Annotated in this window: 14 protein-coding genes; 6 read left to right on the top strand and 8 right to left on the bottom strand. The window is 58.1% G+C overall.

The window, feature by feature from the left end; genetic code table 11:
* Positions 1–53: 53 nt before the first annotated feature.
* Positions 54–740 carry a hypothetical protein gene (locus tag NET03_RS09325; RefSeq protein ID WP_252128645.1) on the bottom strand — a complete coding sequence of 229 codons (687 nt, stop codon included), beginning with the start codon at positions 738–740 and terminating at the stop codon, positions 54–56.
* A gap of 84 nt (positions 741–824) precedes the next feature.
* On the opposite strand from NET03_RS09325, the gene mtnP reads away from it, so the two are divergent.
* The 6 genes from mtnP to gyrB are packed head-to-tail and all read left to right on the top strand — an operon-like array spanning position 825 to position 7,995.
* Positions 825–1,694, top strand: coding sequence for an S-methyl-5'-thioadenosine phosphorylase (mtnP, locus tag NET03_RS09320; protein ID WP_252128644.1), 870 nt, complete (start codon positions 825–827; stop codon positions 1,692–1,694).
* Between the two features lie 4 nt (positions 1,695–1,698).
* On the top strand, positions 1,699–3,003 hold the full coding sequence (locus NET03_RS09315; RefSeq protein ID WP_252128643.1) for an FtsW/RodA/SpoVE family cell cycle protein: 1,305 nt from the start codon (positions 1,699–1,701) through the stop codon (positions 3,001–3,003).
* A gap of 19 nt (positions 3,004–3,022) precedes the next feature.
* Entirely contained in the window at positions 3,023–4,651 is a 1,629-nt protein-coding gene (locus tag NET03_RS09310; protein WP_252128642.1) for a penicillin-binding transpeptidase domain-containing protein, read from the top strand.
* A 57-nt stretch (positions 4,652–4,708) separates the two neighbouring features.
* Entirely contained in the window at positions 4,709–5,086 is a 378-nt protein-coding gene (locus NET03_RS09305) for a metallopeptidase family protein (protein ID WP_252128641.1), read from the top strand.
* Positions 5,087–5,098: 12 nt separating this feature from the next.
* Complete coding sequence (locus NET03_RS09300; RefSeq protein WP_252128640.1) at positions 5,099–6,085, top strand: hypothetical protein; 987 nt, start codon at positions 5,099–5,101, stop codon at positions 6,083–6,085.
* Positions 6,085–7,995, top strand: a complete 1,911-nt coding sequence (gyrB, locus tag NET03_RS09295) for a DNA topoisomerase (ATP-hydrolyzing) subunit B (RefSeq protein WP_252128639.1) — start codon at positions 6,085–6,087, stop codon at positions 7,993–7,995. The genes NET03_RS09300 and gyrB overlap by 1 nt, the downstream gene beginning before the upstream one ends.
* A 51-nt stretch (positions 7,996–8,046) precedes the next feature.
* Here gyrB and NET03_RS09290 read toward each other — a convergent pair whose 3' ends face one another.
* The 7 genes from NET03_RS09290 to NET03_RS09260 form a co-directional block, all read right to left on the bottom strand.
* A complete protein-coding gene (locus NET03_RS09290) occupies positions 8,047–8,325 on the bottom strand; it encodes an HU family DNA-binding protein (RefSeq protein WP_252128638.1) in 279 nt (92 codons plus the stop codon).
* Positions 8,326–8,422: 97 nt separating this feature from the next.
* Positions 8,423–9,238 (bottom strand): TrmH family RNA methyltransferase, encoded by an 816-nt coding sequence (locus tag NET03_RS09285; RefSeq protein WP_252128637.1) that lies wholly within the window; start codon positions 9,236–9,238, stop codon positions 8,423–8,425.
* Positions 9,235–9,588, bottom strand: coding sequence for a 50S ribosomal protein L20 (gene rplT, locus NET03_RS09280; RefSeq protein WP_252128636.1), 354 nt, complete (start codon positions 9,586–9,588; stop codon positions 9,235–9,237). Before rplT ends, NET03_RS09285 begins: the two co-directional genes overlap by 4 nt.
* A gap of 28 nt (positions 9,589–9,616) precedes the next feature.
* Complete coding sequence (rpmI, locus tag NET03_RS09275) at positions 9,617–9,817, bottom strand: 50S ribosomal protein L35 (protein ID WP_353655808.1); 201 nt, start codon at positions 9,815–9,817, stop codon at positions 9,617–9,619.
* A 2-nt stretch (positions 9,818–9,819) separates the two neighbouring features.
* Positions 9,820–10,359 (bottom strand): translation initiation factor IF-3, encoded by a 540-nt coding sequence (infC, locus tag NET03_RS09270; protein ID WP_252128635.1) that lies wholly within the window; start codon positions 10,357–10,359, stop codon positions 9,820–9,822.
* Positions 10,360–10,473: 114 nt separating this feature from the next.
* The gene (locus NET03_RS09265; protein ID WP_252128634.1) at positions 10,474–12,753 is read right to left on the bottom strand and encodes a DUF2298 domain-containing protein; all 2,280 of its coding nucleotides are present in this window, start codon (positions 12,751–12,753) and stop codon (positions 10,474–10,476) included.
* A 9-nt stretch (positions 12,754–12,762) separates the two neighbouring features.
* Positions 12,763–17,271 (bottom strand): DUF2298 domain-containing protein, encoded by a 4,509-nt coding sequence (locus NET03_RS09260; protein ID WP_252128633.1) that lies wholly within the window; start codon positions 17,269–17,271, stop codon positions 12,763–12,765.
* Positions 17,272–17,354 lie beyond the last annotated feature (83 nt).

The raw sequence follows: 17,354 nt of genomic DNA, 5'->3' as shown, positions 1-17,354 counted from the left end.
CCCAATTTGCCTCGCCCGAGAGAATGCACGCTGAACAGGCGATGAGCGTTCGATCATGACTCAGTTCCAAGTTTCCACCAGCCCAGGGCCGTTACCAGCGCGTTCCACCAGGCATGGAGAGATGCCCCCAGCCCCAAAAGTCCCAGACCGAGGGGCGGTAACCAAGCCCACCAAACACCCGGACGGCTGTGAACAATAATCGCGGCGAGGGCCAGTTCGGCTGAGTCCTCGTTGCGAATTTCGGCCACGTAAACGCCAGGGGCAAGGCTCTTTCCGAGCGTGAGGGTCTCAACTCGGGCGGAAGACCTCTCAAGGTTGAGGATCGTGGACACCTCGCGAGATGCCGAGTCATTCCTGGTGCCTTCGCGTATCCGTACCGAGATGCTTCCAGCATCTGGTCCCGCGCGCACGACGATACCCAGTTCGGTCCCCACAAACCCGAAGCGAAGCCTGTCGCCAGCAACGCGGGTCGCCACGAATGACTCGGTTCCGATAGTCTGCATGACCCAGTCTCCGAGGAATTCGACGCGTGAGTCCGGCAGTTGTGTCACTCCTGGGCGAAGGAGCGATGGTGCATCCACCGAGGAGGGGACGTTCGTCGTGACTCGCGCAAGGACACTCAACCACCAGGTGAGCATTCCAAGCAAGAGAAGAACACGGAGCGTCGCACTCCAAAATGGCCAGCTCCGCGAGTGGGTATCATCACGTTCCGGGAGCGAAGTGCTATCCTGCAGCTGCACGAGACGCGTCACCTCCGCGCGGTAGTGTAACGCGCGATCAGTCGCAAGGCGCTGGGCTGAGGCGAAAGGAATAAGAGGGGCGTCATGAGGGCAGAACTGGGTGTTCTCGGCGGAAGTGGTTTATACCGGATGGACGATTTGGAGGACGTGGAAGAGGTCGAACTGGACACGCCCTTCGGGCAACCAAGCGACGTCATCACGCTCGGTACGCTGCGCGGTATGCGTGTTGCCTTCCTGCCACGGCATGGTCGGAACCATCAACATAGTCCCAGTCGGGTGCCAGCTCGTGCGAACTTCTGGGCGTTCAAGCAGCTTGGTGTTCGTTGGGTTGTCTCGGTGAGTGCTGTCGGAAGTCTGCGTGAAACGATCCGGCCGCTCGACTTCGTTGTTCCCGACCAGGTGGTCGATCGGACGGTACGTCGAGCGCGATCCTTCTTTGACGAAGTTGGCCCCGTCGTGCACGTGTCACTGGACGAACCCTTCTGCCCCGAGCTCCGCGGAGCATTGATTCAAGCTGCTCTTGAGGCAGGACCAAAAGTCCATGATCGAGGGACCTACATATGTATCGAGGGACCGCAGTTCTCTACCAAGGCAGAGTCGAAATTGTATCGCTCATGGGGGCTTGATGTCATCGGCATGACTGCCATGCCGGAGGCTCGGTTGGCACGGGAAGCGGAACTCTGCTTTGCAGTTCTTGCGCTCGTGACAGACTACGATGTGTGGCACAGTGAAGAGGAGCCAGTGAACGTTGCTGTCGTGATTCAGCGTCTGCAGCAGAATGTCGAAGCAGCACAACGCACATTACGTGCATTGGTGGACCGTCTGCAAGAACTCCCCGGCGAGTGTTCCTGCAGGTCTGCGCTGGAGCATGCCATTGTGACGCGCCCGGAAGCAGTGCCCCCAGAGATCCGAGAGCGTTTCGCACTGCTGCTCGGGAAATACCTTCCGGCGTAGTCGGATGACGAGACGCGGGTTTTCTCTACGCTGGCTCGAATTGCAGCTGCTGATCATTCCTGCTGCAGTGTCATTGATTGGGCTGTTAACGATCTCGCTAGCCCGCCTTGGAAGCACCCGCTGGTCGTGGGGGGATTTAACTGTAAGCCTTGTCTTCATTGTCGCGATGTTCGCGACAAGTTTCTGGCTGACCCTGCTCAAGGTTCAAGGGGATCAGATCCTCTTGCCGATCGTGGTCATGCTGGCTTGCCTAGGGCTACTCTTAAGCCAACGTCTCGGACCGACTCTACGAGAAGGCGGAGTATGGGCGTCACTTAGTCAGCGTCAGCTTGTGTACTTGATCGTTGGACTTGTGCTTCTGTGGCTCACTGTCGGACTCGTACGGCACTTCGTCTGGCTGAAGCGGTTGAAGTACACGTGGGCTGTTCTGGCGTCCTTTTTGACCTTCTTCACAATGGCCTTCGGCACGGATCTCGGATCGGGAGCACGACTTTGGCTGGAGCTCGGACCTATCACGGTTCAACCAGGCGAAGTGGTCAAGGTGCTCCTTGTCTTCTTCCTTGCCGGTTACCTCGACGACTATCGAGAGCTGATCACTAGTAGCTACCGTGTCGGCCCGTTCTCACTTCCCCCGCTTCCGTATCTTATTCCGCTCGTTGGGATGTGGGGCATCGCCGTACTTGCTGTCGTCCTCCAAAACGACCTGGGTAACGCACTGCTTCTCTTCGGTATCTTCCTGGTGATGCTCTATGTTGCTTCGGGGCGACTGCTCTACGTCATGGGAGGTCTTGCTGCCTTCGCGGCAGCGTTTGTCGTCGCATTGCGTCTCGTCCCGCGCGTCGCGCAACGGGTTGAAATCTGGCTCGATCCGTGGAGCGATCCAACTGGCATCGGCATGCAGCCGGTACAAGCGGATCTTGCATTCGCACACGGCCATATCCTTGGTACCGGTTGGGGATTTGGTTTTCCGCAAGCGATTCCAGTCGTCGCGACGGACTATGCATTCGCGGCACTCGGTGAGGAGCTCGGTAGTCTCGGTACAGTGGCGGTGATCGGCCTGTATCTCGCTCTGGTGATGCGTGGTCTACTGGTTGCGAGCCGAATCCGAAATAGTTACGTCCGACTTCTGAGCGTCGGCTTGGTGAGCGTCTTCGGCCTCCAAACGTTGATCATTCTTGCCGGTACTGTGCGACTCTTACCCCTTACTGGTATCACGCTGCCCTTTATTAGTGCCGGAGGAAGCTCTCTGATCACCAACTTTCTCCTAGTCGGGTTACTGATACGTGCGAGCGAGTTCTCGAGAGGCTAACTCGAAGGTGCGCGGAGTATTGCAAGCTGCCGCGATCATTGCATCCATCTTTCTCATCGCCTACGGTGTGCTGATTACCGATGACCGAGCCGATCCGCGTTGGCTTGGCTTGCTCGTCGTCATTGGTGGACTCTGGGGCATCGCATTGTGGCCAAGCGGAGCAGCAGAGCTCGTCCGAAGTGCTCGTCCCCTTGTTCATCTCGCTCTGGTTTTTGCAGTTGGGTTTGCGCTCGTGACAATTCAAGTGCTGCGTGCCCAACTGCTCGACCGTGACCGGATTTTTGCAAGAGCGTCGGATCCCGCAGTCGGCGTCGTCGATGTGCGCCGCTATGTGGCCGAGCGCCAGGTCGAGCGGGGACGTATCCTTCTCTCGGATGGAACAGTCATTGCGCGCGACGATACGGACAGGTATGGCATTCGTCACCGAGTCTATGAAGGTCCCATAGCCTATTTGGCTGGATACTACTCGCCAGGGTTATATGGCGCTGCAGGAATCGAGCGTGTATTTGACCACGAGCTCTCAGGCAGCAGCACGAGCGGATGGAATTCCTGGCTCGATGGCGTCTTGCACCGTGCTCGCCGAGGCAATGATGTAGTCCTTTCGGTCGATCCCCAATTGCAGGAACTTGGCCAAACCATGCTTGGTGAACGTGCAGGAGCCGCGGTGCTCCTCGACGCTGATAGTGGTGCTGTCCTCGCATTTGTGTCCAGCCCGACTTTTGATCCGAATCAGTTGAGTGTGCCTTTGGGGGCACCTGCAGAGGATGTCGAACGCGCTCGTGCCTATCTCGCGATGCTGGAACGTGATGGTCGTGGACCATTACTGCTGCGGCCAATTCAAGGGCTCTACGTGCCCGGTTCGATTTTCAAGACAGTGACCGCTGCGGCTGCCTTACAGTCTGGTCTTGCCACACTGACTTCCGTCTACCGGGACGATGGCGCGCTGGTCGTTGACTCACGGGTCATCATTGAGCAGAACCGGCCGGATCCCACGCGCGTGAGCTTTACACTCCAAGAGGCGTACGGGTACTCGTTGAACGTTGTCTTTGCGCAAGTTGGTCTGGAGCTAGGTGCTCAACGACTCGAGGAGATGGCGCGGGCGGTTGGTTTTGAAGAGAGTATCCCTTTCGATCTGCGGGTCGCACCAAGCCAGATTGCTCAAACTCCTGATTTTCTCACAAGTCGCGCCGGCATCGCAGAAACAGCGTTTGGGCAAGGGCAGCTCCTCGTTACGCCGCTCCAAATGGCTCTGCTAGCCGCTGCCGTTGTGCGCGATGGTTCCATGCCAGAGCCATACCTGGTTCGTGAAGTACGTAGTCCAAATGGTGGCCTCATCTGGAGTCGGCAAACAAAGGAATGGCGTCGCGCCTTCACTCGCGAGACGGCAGCAGCGCTCCGGGACTTGATGGTGTGGTCGGTGGAGTATGGGTATGCACGGCCGGCTCGCATCGATGGGGTAACGGTGGGGGGTAAAACAGGCACGGCGGAAGTTGGTGATCGTGCTCCGCATGCCTGGTTCATTGGCTTCGCGGAACGAGCAGGTAAACGAGTCGTAGTGGCAGTTGTGGTCGAACACGGTGGCTCCGGCGTGCAAGTTGCCCTCCCCATTGGGAGAGCGCTACTCGAGGCAGCTGTGCAAGGCTCGTGAACCTACAGACGCCGGACAATCAGGTATACTTGTTCGGGTTGGGCGACAGGGGGCACGATGCCGGTCTTCTTGAGCCGTCGAGCATTTGAGGAGCTCGTGCGGGAAGTTCTCGACTTGTTGCCTGAACCGATCCGGGAAGCGCTCGACAACGTCGCAATTGTTATTGAACGTGAACCACGAGTGCGACACCGACGGGTGGCCGGTGTTCGCGGCGGAACTTTATTCGGGCTCTATGAAGGCGTTCCATTACCCGCTCGGACGAGTGGCTACGGCATGGTGGCTCCGGACATCATTACGCTCTTTCAAGGACCAGTATGCCGTGCTGCGCGTGATCGAACTGAACTCGTGCAACTTGTTCGTGAGACTGTGCTGCATGAACTCGCTCACCACTTTGGGATCGACGATCAACGATTGCAAGAACTTGGTCGATACTGAGCTGGAGGCACTGTGGGCTCTGCTCCCTCGCGACCGCTTCGCGAGCCGGTACCGGCAGGTGTCATTGAGACGGTAGGTCTGGCGTTCACTCTGCTTAATCGCCGGCCCTATCTCATGCTTGGCCTGGTTGCGCTCGACTGTCTGCAGTGGTTGAGCCCCAGAATTTCCGGAGGGGAACTCTTCCGGTGGGTAGGCAATTACTTGACTACCGCGGGAACTCTGCCGACTGACCAACGGACTAGTCTTCAAGGACTTGGGGCAGATTTCGATCTGCTCTTGTTGTTGACGACGCTGCTCCCGAGTCTCGTCGCGGTTTTGGGGCCGCAGACATTCGCCGTACCGTTTCGTCCGCCAGTGGTCGAACCGGTACCACTGGTCGCGAGTGTCGTGTTGGTCGGCCTTTTCGTTTTCGGCGTCGTACTTGGGATGTGTTACTGGACGATCTTGGGTGCCGTAGTGCGGGGTGAGCGCCTTCGGCTGGCCCCGCTGCTACGAACGGGACTGCGGAATTCAGTCATGATGCTGACCTATTTCGGGATCCTCATTCTTGGGCTTCTGGGCATTACCGTGGTTGCCACTCTTGCACTGGCGGTGGCCACTATTGTGGGGCTCGGCATTGCGGTTCTGAGCCTCGCGACGCCCCTGTTCCTGATCGCAGGTCTCGTGTTCTATGTTGGTACCTTCTTTGTTGAAGATGCTATTGTGCTGAGTGGTGCCGGACCCTTCCGAGCAGCGCAGTACAGTATTGGTATTTTACGCGTTGCTTTCTGGCCGACGCTCCGTTTCATCGGTGCTATCTCGATGATCCAGCTCGGTCTCCCTTTAGCACTGCGTGTGTTCACGGGGAACGTCCTCGCAATCCCCTTCGCATTGGTCAGTTACGCATACGTCGCGACGGCCTTAATCCTGGCGAGCCTCCTCTTCTATCGAGCACGAGTCATTCTCGTTCTGCGGGGTCAAGCTGTCCGCGCGAGTCGAACAGAGATTGAGGAACGATGATGACAAAGACGAACGTTCGGTACGACGCGAGCGCGATTCAGGTCCTCGAGGGCCTTGAGGCAGTCCGTCGGCGTCCGGGCATGTATATTGGCAGCACGGACGTCCGAGGCCTCCATCATCTGGTGTACGAGATCGTCGACAACAGTGTTGACGAGGCATTGGCGGGCTTCTGTGACCGGATCGATATCACTCTTCATCGTGACGGCGCTGTACGGGTGCGAGACAATGGAAGAGGGATCCCGGTCGATATCCACCCGAAGGTTGGAAAGTCTGCCCTCGAAGTCATCATGACCACTCTGCACGCAGGCGGGAAGTTCGGGGGTGGGGGCTACAAGGTCTCCGGCGGGCTGCACGGTGTCGGCGCATCGGTGGTCAACGCGCTGTCGGAATGGCTCGAAGTGACGGTCCGTCGGGACGGCAAGATTTATCGTCAGCGATACGAACGCGGTGTACCGGTGACTCCAGTGGAGCTGGTCGGTGAGACGGATGTGGAGGATCACGGTACAGAAACCGTTTTCCTGCCGGACCGGCAGATCTTCCGCACCCTCGACTATCAAAACGAGGTACTGCTCCAGCGCTTCCGGGAGATTGCATACCTGACCAGCGGGCTGACGATCCACTTCGAAGACGAACGCACGGACACGGAGATGACGTTCTCCTTCGAGGGTGGAATTGTCTCCTTCGTGCGCCATCTCAACAGGACGAAAGAGGTATTGCACCAGCAGCCGTTCTACGTAAAGCGGGAGCAGAACGGTTGTCTGGTTGAGGTTGCCATTCAGTACACCGACGGGTTTGCTGAGTCGACGCATGCCTTCGCCAACAACATCAACACGATCGATGGTGGAACTCATGTAACGGGCTTCAAGGCCGCGCTCACGCGCGCGATCAACGAATATGCGCGCCGTCACGGTCTCCTCAAGGAGGGTGATCCGAACCTTAGTGGCGAGGACGTGCGGGAAGGACTGACTGCGATCGTCTCGGTCATGCTTGCAGAACCGCAATTCGAAGGACAGACGAAGACGAAGCTTGGGAATGCTGAGGTCGCGGGTATCGTCCAATCCGTAGTGTACGAGTCGTTTACGAGCTATCTTGAAGAAAACCCCCAGATTGCACGCCGAGTTATCGAGAAGTGTTTGACGGCGGCGCGGGCACGTGAAGCAGCCCGCAAGGCGCGGGAGCTCGTACAACGAAAGGGTGCGCTAGACACGTTCAGCCTACCGGGGAAGCTCGCGGACTGCACCGAACGTGACCCAGCGAAGGCGGAACTGTACATTGTTGAGGGTGATTCCGCCGGCGGTTCTGCAAAGCAGGGACGCGATCGCCGGTTCCAGGCTGTTCTTCCCTTGCGGGGCAAGATCTTGAACGTTGAGAAAGCGCGACTGGATCGCATGCTCCACAACGAAGAGATTCGGGCGTTGATCACGGCGCTCGGCACAGGGATCGGTGATCAGTACGATCGATCCAAGCTCCGGTACCACCGGATTATCTTGATGACGGATGCTGATGTCGATGGTGCGCACATCCGTACACTGCTTTTGACCTTCTTCTTCCGATACCTCGAAGGGCTGATTGTGGACGGACACCTGTACATTGCTCAACCACCGCTCTATCGGTTGCAGAGCGGCAAAGAGGTCTATTACGTGTATTCCGACGAGGAGCGCGACGCTATTTTGAATCGTGGTGACGGCAAGAGTTGGGACATCCAGCGCTACAAGGGTTTGGGTGAGATGAACCCCGAGCAGCTCTGGGAGACGACAATGGATCCGGCGCGACGGACGCTGCTTCGGGTGACAATTGAGGACGCAGTGAAGGCTGACGAGACGTTCAATATGCTGATGGGCTCAGCGGTACCGCCGCGCAAGCGGTTTATCCAAGCCCATGCCCGCGAGGTACGGAACCTGGACATCTAAAATGCCGAGGCGGACAACCCGCCTCGGCTGACCAATGGATTCCAAGAACGGTTAGCGTCCAGCGACTGCACGCTTAAGCTGTGTTCCTGGACGAAAGCTTGGGCTTCGCCTGGCCGGAATCTCGATCGGCTCGCTTGTCCGCGGGTTGCGACCCCGCCGGCGTGCGCGCTCACTGACGCGGAAAGTTCCAAAGCCGGCAATGCTTACCTCTTCCCCCTTTGCAAGTGTGTCTTGGATCGTCTGGAAGACAGCGTTCACGATTGGAGCAACCTGGCTCTGTCGAGCGTTGGTTCGCTCTGCAACAGCTCGAATGAGATCGCTCTTACGCATGGCTCGAACCCCCTTTGTCGGCCTTCCCAATCCCTAGATCTCTTCTCGAGATCACCGTCACTATAGCATGAATCGCGAATTTTGCAAGAGGTTGCGGCTACTCACGGGTAGTGGCTTTGCGCGTTGTCATTCGCCGCTGTCGAGCAGCCTCGAAGAGGATAACCGATCCAGCAACTGCTGCATTCAGAGACTCTAAGCCACCGCGCAACGGAATGGCGACGTGGTGTGTGGCGAGCTGTCTCAGCTGTGGGCTTACTCCGTGTGCTTCGCTGCCAACAACGAGAGCAGAGGCACGGGTCCAATCGACTTCATCGTAGGCCAGGCCAGCGCGCGGGTCACCAATGACAAGCTGCTCCACGCGATGAATCCAAACCTCCTTATCACCGGCGAATTCCTGAATTGGCAGACGAAAGTGTGACCCTGCGGCTGCCCGGACCACCTTGGCATTGAATGGATCCACCGTTCCCGGCGTCAGGAAAGCGGCATGTGCACCGGCGCCGAGCGCGGAGCGCAAGAGAGTACCCAGGTTTCCTGGATCTTGCAGTCGATCGACGACAAGGAGAAGTAACGCTTCGCGCTCTGGGACACAGATCTCTAGGGAGGGGAATGGAAAAACTGCAATCACCGCCTGCGGCGTAACGGTATCCGCGACATAGTGCAGAATCTCGTCACTCACCGCTACGATCGAAATCCCGTGCTTCCTGGCCTCCTCAACAATCTGCTGCTCCTCGGCATCAGCACGGTGTGGAGAAAAGTAGAGGAGCTTTGGCCAAAAACCAGCCGCGATCGCATCGGCAATTGAGCGCGGCCCTTCTACAAGAAAAGCCCGTTCTCTCTCTCGCACGCGACGCTCGCGGAGAGAACGGGCATAAGCCACGAGCGGATGTCGACGACTTGTTACCAATCGCGTCACAGGGCTTGACGTGCCACCTCAACCAAGCGGCTGAATGCGCCGGGATCGTGGACAGCAAGATCAGCCAGCATCTTGCGATCGATCTCGACCCCAGCCTGCTTCAGGCCATGCATGAAGTCCCTGTAAGGAAGCCCATGCTGACGAGCAGCGGCATTGATACGGACGATCCAAAGGCGGCGAAAATCCCGCTTGCGGGCACGGCGGTCGCGATATTGGTATCGTAGCGCTTTCAGGACCGCTTCGTTCGCGTGTCGGTACAGCTTGCTTCGCCCGAGCTGATATCCTTTCGCCGGCTCTAAAATCTTCTTGTGTCGTCGGTGTTTGGTCACTCCGCGTTTGACGCGAACCATCGCTCTCCCTCTCAGGACTCAGCCATCGTTACCATGCGTACGGCAGGAGCGGTTTTACCCGGTGCACATCCGAGGCATGCACCGGAACCATCTTGTCGAAGGAGCGCCGCACGCGCGGAGCCTTCTTAAGCCGATTATGATTCCGAGCGCTACGTAGCCGGAGGACCTTGCCGGAACCAGTAATTTTAAAGCGTTTCGCTGCAGCCTTTTTGGTTTTCATCTTTGGCATGGTCAGCTCTCCTGCTCTCGTTCGTCAGCACTTCCTGTCCGCGCCGTCTCACCACGACCCGGGGCCAGGAACATAACCAGGGTCCTTCCCTCAAGGTGTGGGGACTGTTCGACCATTGCTCTTGCGCCCAGGAGCTCGAGCACTTTCTGGAGTACCCGTTCGCCGAGTTCCTGGTAGACGATTTCCCGACCACGGAACAGTACGGTCACTTTGACTTTTGCGCCGTCCGCCAGGAATTGCTGAATTTGGCGGACTTTCGTCTCCAGATCGTGCATGTCGATGCGGGGCCGTAGCCGGATCTCCTTGACCTCAATCGTCTTCTGCCGCTTCCGCGACTCCCGCTCGCGGCGACTCTCCTCATACCGGTACTTGCCGTAATCCATTATGCGGCACACCGGCGGAGTCGCGTTCGGTTGAACCTCGACCAGATCCAACCCTCGTTCCCGCGCGAGCCGGAGTGCTTCTTCTGTGCGGAAAATTCCGAGATGCTGTCCGGTTTCGTCGATCAAGCGGACTTCCGGAACGCGGATCCGCTCGTTCACTCGTAGAGGTCGTGTCGTACTGATCGTGCCCCTCCTCACCCAGAGGTTCGGCCGTTCTCCGCAGAACCACGCGCTGCGTGGCATACCCGATGGTAACACGCCTCACCGATTCGGTCAATGAGGTAGCGAAAACGAAGGCCGGGCGTAAATCACAACGTCACCCTGCACAAAGGCGGGTTGCCAACCGAGCTGTTTGAGAGTTTCCGAAAGTCGGTCAGCTTGTGGTGCTCCCAACAGCGCACAATGTGCTCCCAAGCCGGACCGTTCGAGCGTCCCGATGTACACGTGCGTGACATCGTAGTGATGAAGTAGCTCCTGAACTCGTTCGACCGAGGGGGATTCGAAAATTTCCCGAAGCGCTGCCTTCCGCTCCTCAAGCGATGCAAGTTGCTCCAAGCTGCCTCGTCTCCACTGGTACTCGTGCCCGTCCCATCCGAGAACCGTTGGTCGACCAGTTGCCATTGACACACGACTATGGGGGATCTCCATCATCATCCCGTAGGAGCAGCCAGGAGCCTCGAGCACGACAGCGTCTGGTGCGGTGTTCCGACGAATCCATTGAATTCCTGCAGCTTCGTCAGGATGCGCCTGACGAAGATACTCGAGCCCATCAAGCCCCTGCTGTTGAGCAAAACCATCTGTCCATTTCCAGGTCGAGAGCGGAGGATACAGCGCACCAGCCATGAGTGCAAGGACGACGAGGCCAAGCGACACCGGTCTGAGAAATCCCCGGGAGCGCAGGATGTGCAAGAAAAGAGCAGGCAGTGCTGCGGCCTGGAGTGCCCACGCATCAAAGTAGACTTTGAACACGGTGTTCATGCGATCGCCGAAAACATCGCGAAGATAGAAAAATTCAACCGCGAGAATGCCACTCCACGCTGCAACCAGAAAAGGCAGAGCTCGTGACCAGTTCTCCAAGGACCTCTCACGCTGCCAAAGTAACCACCAGGCCCCGACGAGCGGAACTCCGATGAGAATAAGGGCAGGAGTCTTGCTCGCCAGCGCCAAGATTGCGACAAAACCGACGATGGCAACGGTCATCCCAGCACGCGGACGGTGTGTCGCTGGTAGCTCCAACAGCAGCACACCGACTGCCAGTGCTCCTGGCAGCAGCAACGTGCCGTGCGCACGAAGCAGCTCGCCAAAGGAGCTCCTCTCCCACACGACGACACCGACGGTCCGCACGAGCCAGCGTAAAGGTGGTATCTGCCTGAGGGCTGGCGGCACTTCTTCAGGCAGGAGGCCATAGGAGGGGATGTACGCAACCTGGAACGGGAGCGCAACGATCACAGCGACGCAACCGAGCAGACCGATATGGAGTGCTGTGCGGGAAACCATTGGCCACCAGCGGATCGCTGCGACGAAAACCGCCGTCAGTGCCGCCAAAGGGAGCGCCCAGGTATTCGTGATCCAGAGACAGCCCAGCAATACACCGGCCAGAACTACTGCTGGTACGGATCGCGTACCGGTTGTCACAGCGGAGAGGCAGCCGAGGAAGGCGCCAAGCATCGGCAATGCAAGCAGATGGGGATGAAGATCGCCCAACACAAATGAAAAGGCTGGGAACTCGTTGATTGTCGAGCGCGGAGGCCCCGACCAGGGAAAGCCTGTATCGATGATTACGCGAGAGGCGTTCCAGCCCGGACCGGTCCACCACGAGGTAGTAAGAGCGTCGTGAGGATTGCGAAGCAGGGCCCAGGCCGTCTGCCAATTACCGACGCCAACAAGGAGAAAGACTGCAAGGATCGCTGCCGACCAGCGGAAAGAGCCATCCGATGTGGAAGCTGCGAGATGACCAGCTGCCGCGCCAATACTCACGATCGCGCTCGCGAACAAGGAGGCAAGCGCCAGATTAAACGCCACTTCCGGCGCGGTGCCCAGGATCTTCGCCAGCCCTGCCATTTCGACATAACCAAAGATGTAGTAATTGACCGGTTTGCTCGCAAACCAGGGATCCGGAGAGGGAAGGTGTGAGGCAACGATTGTGCTTGACAGAATAGCGAGTTCCATCGGTTTTTCGGTGTAGCGAATAGCTGGATTAAAGCTGCGGAACACGGCATACCCTGCAAAGGCTCCGGTATGCAGAAGGAGGAACGGCCACCCCTGCCCAGTGTCACGGCCTAGTGCAGCCAAATCACGAGTCAGGAGTGCGGTACTCCAGCTGCCAACCGCTAGCAGACTGAAGCTGACAAGAAGTGTGGTCGGAGTGAAGGGAAGACGGAGGAGGGTACTAAGCCACCACACGGGTAGGGCGATCAGCGCTGGGCCGACTGCCAATGAAATGCCAATGGCAAGCTTCTCGTCACCGCAAGCACTCCGTATAGCAGGGAAGACAGCAAGAGCACATGACAGCCAAGCAGCCTGCCAGAGCACTGCCACGGCGATCTCGTTCATCCGCCCCCTTCATCCCTTCACCGATGGGAGCACCTCGTAGATAACTGTCTCGCCGAAAACAGCCACACGCCTGAGAGTCGACCCTTCGAGAGCTTGGAAGGCTGCGATACCTTCTGGCGAAGCGTATAGCTCATCTGGCTGCGTCGCGCCGGCAAATCCTGGTTGGACGCGCCAACGCTTCTCGACTTGACCGACGATGACATAGTGCACGCCGTACGCGTACAACAGCTGCTGCTTCCTTTCAAGGTCTGTGGTCGTATAGAGTTCGCGAACCTCGCGCAGTCTTCGATCGACGGCATCCCCAAGCGGAGAGAGCCCGATGACACTGTGATCAATCGGTGCAATCGCAGTCCGCTGCTGCCGCTCGTGGCGGTCCCAGCCCAGAATAGTAGGAAGACCGGTTGCACTTGAGATCCGCGACCCGTTGCCTCGATAGGGCCCGATCGACGCCTCCAAGATCACCTGGTTGCCCCGAGCATGCGTGCGGAGCCAGTGAACGACCTGCCAGTCCTCGGTGGTGTCGATTACTTCACCACGACTGTTTGTATAAGTTCCTCCAATCATCCAGGCATACCCGTCGAGGCTGCCAGGAGTTGGGGTCGACGGAAGGCGCAATGCTAATCGTGCAGGAGTTCCGAGAAGCGGGTAGAGGGCGGCAAGAGAAGCAAGCACCACGAGCGCTCCAACCATGATGGGCCGAGCTGATGGTTGAAAAGCATTCGTCGGTCGTGCCAGAGCCCAGAGAAACGCTGCCCAGCCGCTCAATGCGAGCAGTGGCCAGGCCTCGAAGTAGAACTTAAATACTGTGTTCATGCGTTCCCATGGCGATCCATAGAGGTCGTCGACAACAATGAAGAGTTCCGCCAAAGCGATCACTCCAAGAGCCATAAGCCAAAGAGTTGGAATCGCTACTTCTGGACGCCGCTGGTGCAGGAGAACCCACGCAGCAGCCGGTATGGCAGGGGCGAGCATCAGCGCTGCAGTCCAGTGGGTTGCTGCCAAGAGTCCGACCGCTGTTCCAGTCATCAGCGCGAAAGCAAGTGATTCATTGTTTGAGGCATCGAACTGCAATACGGCTGTGCCGAGGGCGACGACCACAAAAACGAGGATGAGAAGGACCAAGAGCCAACGATCCTGAGCAAGTAGAGTTGTTGAGAAGAAGTTCCCGCCTCTTATCAGCGCTCCGATGCCATATCCTGCGGCCGAAGCTCCCATGGCTGCAATGCCCAAGAACCAATGCTGGAGCTGGAGCCGCCGACGATGCGTCAGAATGGCAACCGCGGGCAGAATCAAGAGCAAGCCGAAGTGGACAAAGAATTCCGTGATCGGACTTCCCGCCGAAGTCGGGCGTATGGTGGTCACAGGACTTACAAAGCGATCATAGAATGGCTGGAAGGCGAGTCGCGCAAGGACAATTGACGCAAATCCCACCGTCAGCGGAAAAAGAATGTTCCGACGTATTGACCAGAAGCTTGCCAAGGAGAGCACGGCGAGCAGAAGTGCAACAAGTGGAAAATCCCAGCTGTTGGTCACGGCTGCAGTTCCACCGAGCAGGACTGCGCACCCAATTCGGAGCCAACGTGTTCTTTCCTCGTCTCCCTCTCCATGCGCAGCCAAAACAAGGGCAATCACCGCCAGCCAGAAGGGGAGCGCAAGCATGTGCGGATGGAGATCGGCATAGAGGAACGAAAAGTAGGGAAACTCGGTGATGGTGTTGGTGATGGTGCGCGAGCTTTGCCAAAAATCGATGGCTACCGAGCGGCGACCGAGGATCTGGAAGGCTGGATCGATATTTCCCGCAAAGAGTACCCAACCAACTGCTCCGAAGCCGCCAGCCAGAATCCAGCCACTTGGCACTAACCGTTTTTGTTCGTTACCCCATGAGACACGAGCTACGATCCGCCGAGCAAGGTCCATGCCGAGCGATGCGACAACACCGGCCACCAGCGCCGCGAAGGTGGCCAGCGTCAGCTGAAAAGCACGTTCAGGAAGAAGTCCGCTCAGCTTCCACAGCAACGCTGTGAGGAAAAAACCGTAGTAGTAATAGTTCTGAATGCCATCGGCGAACCAGGGGTCGTACGGTGGTAACCAGCGACTCCGGGCTACCGCATTCGTGTAGGCAAGCTCCATCGGTTTTTCACCGCCGAAGAAGGGGTGCCAAAGATCTGGGTATCGCCAACGCAACGAGAGGAAAATACCGAACGTGAACCAAAATACGAATTCGTTGGTGATGACAGGTCGTGCGCTTGCTCGCCAGTCGATTTGGCGGAGCTGTGGCCAGCCGAGGATCCACGACACGATAACGGCCAGAGCAATAACCAGTAATAGCCATGGAAGCTCGAACGGGAGGAGGTGCCAGCTCGCCGCTAACCACACCGGATAGGCCAGCAGTGCCAGACCTAGCGGTCGGGCAAGTCCCCAACCCCGGTCGGATAGCTGCCCCGCGACACGTACCGCAAGCGGTAAGCCGGCGAGACCGATTACGACCAGGATGACCACCCACCAAAGAAGTGCCAAGGCGTCGTGCTGTAGCCAGCGCTCACTCCAGCCGACGTCATGGGTCACTTCGACGGCGCTCGCGGGTAGACCCAGCAGCTGCTTGTATGCCTCCGGTCGTTCGCGCTGTGGTACATACGGCTGTTGGAGTGCCCAGGAGAAGAGGGTGCGGAGCTCTTCGATGGTCAGCGTCCGCGTCTTGCGGTAGATTCGCACGCGTGGATGATCGTAGACAGTGAAGCTTTCGTCCGCTGCGTAGTCATCCAGGCTGAGTGGTCCGAGGCGTGATTCCTGTTTTCCCTCATAGACCAGCTCGAAACCCAGTTCACCCGAGGCGAGCAGCCGGTAATACTCGCTGACGACCGGATAGCGCCACGGGAGTCGTGGAATGGATCCTGCCAGGCGATCTGACGACAGCACGAGGTAGTCGACTTGAGCGAGGGATTCTGCAAGATATTGGAGTGCATCGTCTGGCGCACGGTCGTCATACCAGTTTAATGTGACGAACCGGTACTGCTGATCTGGATGCTGGTCTGGGAATGCCAATGGCAGGCGATCATCCCAGTGTTCGATGCCAAGTGTGGCACCGCTTGGAACGTAAGCATACATCCACTCCGAGGCACGGACTCGGGTGTGCGGTTGCGCGTAGATGCTGCTAAACGCAAATGCCCAGATTCCAGTACCAGCGAAGAGGATCACGATAAGTACAGCAGCAAAGATTCGGCGAATCGGCTGCTGCGCCCACCGCACCTGCTCGATCAGCCTACCACTCACGAGAATTGCAAGCGGCGGCACGAGGGGTAAGGAGTAGCGCAAGTACTTTGTCTCTGCAGTCCAAGTGGTAAGCACGTAGGCGCCGATCCAGGCAAGCATGAGTACTCTCGCGAGCCTAGCATCGGAACTACCTGCAGCCTCTACGTCTCGTACAACGTTCCGCGCTCGGAGAGCCTTACCGAGGCTGATAGCTTCCCTTCCGACAATGAAAAGGGCGACCGTAGCAAATGCTGGTCCAACGCCCCAGCGCCAGAGCTGCACAATGTGATAGATGACCGGCACCGTGTCAACGTATTGCCGGGTGTACGGAACATCCAGCTCTCCACGCGCAATCTGCCATTCACGTAGGATGTCCCGAAGTGTTGATCTGGGGTCAAGAACCGTATATGGTTCGAACACCGCAAAGGCAATGATCGCTGCCACTGCAACGGCGCCCCACGGAGCGCCGGTAACGAGGGAACTCAAAAGTGTGCCCATGCGCCACGGCTTTGGAACACCCTTCGTTGCGTTCCATCCAAGGGCGACAACAATGGGAACTACCAGTGGCCACATGCTCGCTTTGCAGGCGAGTGCAGCTCCATACGCAACTCCGGTGGCGATACCCCAACCGCGCGTTCCTCTCCGTGCGAGTTGGAGAGCACTCCAGAGCGTGATCATGCTAAACGTCGATGCCCATGGGTCGACGACGAAGAAATGGGCCTGTTGGATAGCGATCACGCTCATCGCGATGAGGGCACCAGTTGTCAGAGCGGCGGCCGTTCCGAATGCACGCCGTGCGACTGCCATGGCGAAGAGAATGCCGATGAGATCGACCAAGGCGCTTAATACGCGTCCCCGAAAGGCAAGCGTGCGATACGGATCGAGACTTCCGAGGGATAACAGACCAAGCAACGAACGAACGCGATCCACTAGCCAACTTGTCGCCTCCAGCGTATAAAGCGGCAGCGCCCCATACGCAAACGCTTGTGGACGACCATCGGCCCCCGCCGATCGTGGGTTCCATGGGCTCCCCGTGGGATCAAGAAGCTCGGAGAACTCCCTCGGGGTGTGGATGCGGTCGACTGCGACCATCAGCTGGAAACGCTCATCGGGATGCAAGAGATGCCATTGATCCCAACTAATGCCATAGAGGCGAAGGGTGAGAGCGAGGACGATGACCGCGATGAACCCCGTGGCTTGGAGCGCCGCCAGTCTGCGCCTCTTCTGTCCTACCGTTTGAGGAGTGGTGACCGTCAGCTGTTGAGCCATCGCTCCCGCTCCTGACCGGGCAATGATGCCTGAGCACGGCCGGTCATGGTAGGGTTCGATGTAGAAGAGTGTCGACCGATCAA

The sequence above is a fragment of the Thermomicrobium sp. CFH 73360 genome (assembly GCF_023806465.1).
Taxonomy (GTDB): domain Bacteria; phylum Chloroflexota; class Chloroflexia; order Thermomicrobiales; family Thermomicrobiaceae; genus Thermomicrobium.
Note: the sequence above shows the minus strand (reverse complement) of the source record. Positions and strands in the feature narration are given on the sequence as shown.

What these genes read in the sequence shown, in the direction of transcription:
- mtnP (WP_252128644.1), top strand. Translation starts at nt 825, where the DNA reads ATGAGGGCAGAACTGGGTGTTCTCGGCGGAAGTGGTTTATACCGGATG.
- NET03_RS09315 (WP_252128643.1), top strand. Translation starts at nt 1,699, where the DNA reads ATGACGAGACGCGGGTTTTCTCTACGCTGGCTCGAATTGCAGCTGCTG.
- NET03_RS09305 (WP_252128641.1), top strand. Translation starts at nt 4,709, where the DNA reads ATGCCGGTCTTCTTGAGCCGTCGAGCATTTGAGGAGCTCGTGCGGGAA.
- gyrB (WP_252128639.1), top strand. Translation starts at nt 6,085, where the DNA reads ATGACAAAGACGAACGTTCGGTACGACGCGAGCGCGATTCAGGTCCTC.
- NET03_RS09290 (WP_252128638.1), bottom strand. Translation starts at nt 8,325, where the DNA reads ATGCGTAAGAGCGATCTCATTCGAGCTGTTGCAGAGCGAACCAACGCT.
- rplT (WP_252128636.1), bottom strand. Translation starts at nt 9,588, where the DNA reads ATGGTTCGCGTCAAACGCGGAGTGACCAAACACCGACGACACAAGAAG.
- rpmI (WP_353655808.1), bottom strand. Translation starts at nt 9,817, where the DNA reads ATGCCAAAGATGAAAACCAAAAAGGCTGCAGCGAAACGCTTTAAAATT.
- NET03_RS09265 (WP_252128634.1), bottom strand. Translation starts at nt 12,753, where the DNA reads ATGAACGAGATCGCCGTGGCAGTGCTCTGGCAGGCTGCTTGGCTGTCA.
- NET03_RS09260 (WP_252128633.1), bottom strand. Translation starts at nt 17,271, where the DNA reads ATGGCTCAACAGCTGACGGTCACCACTCCTCAAACGGTAGGACAGAAG.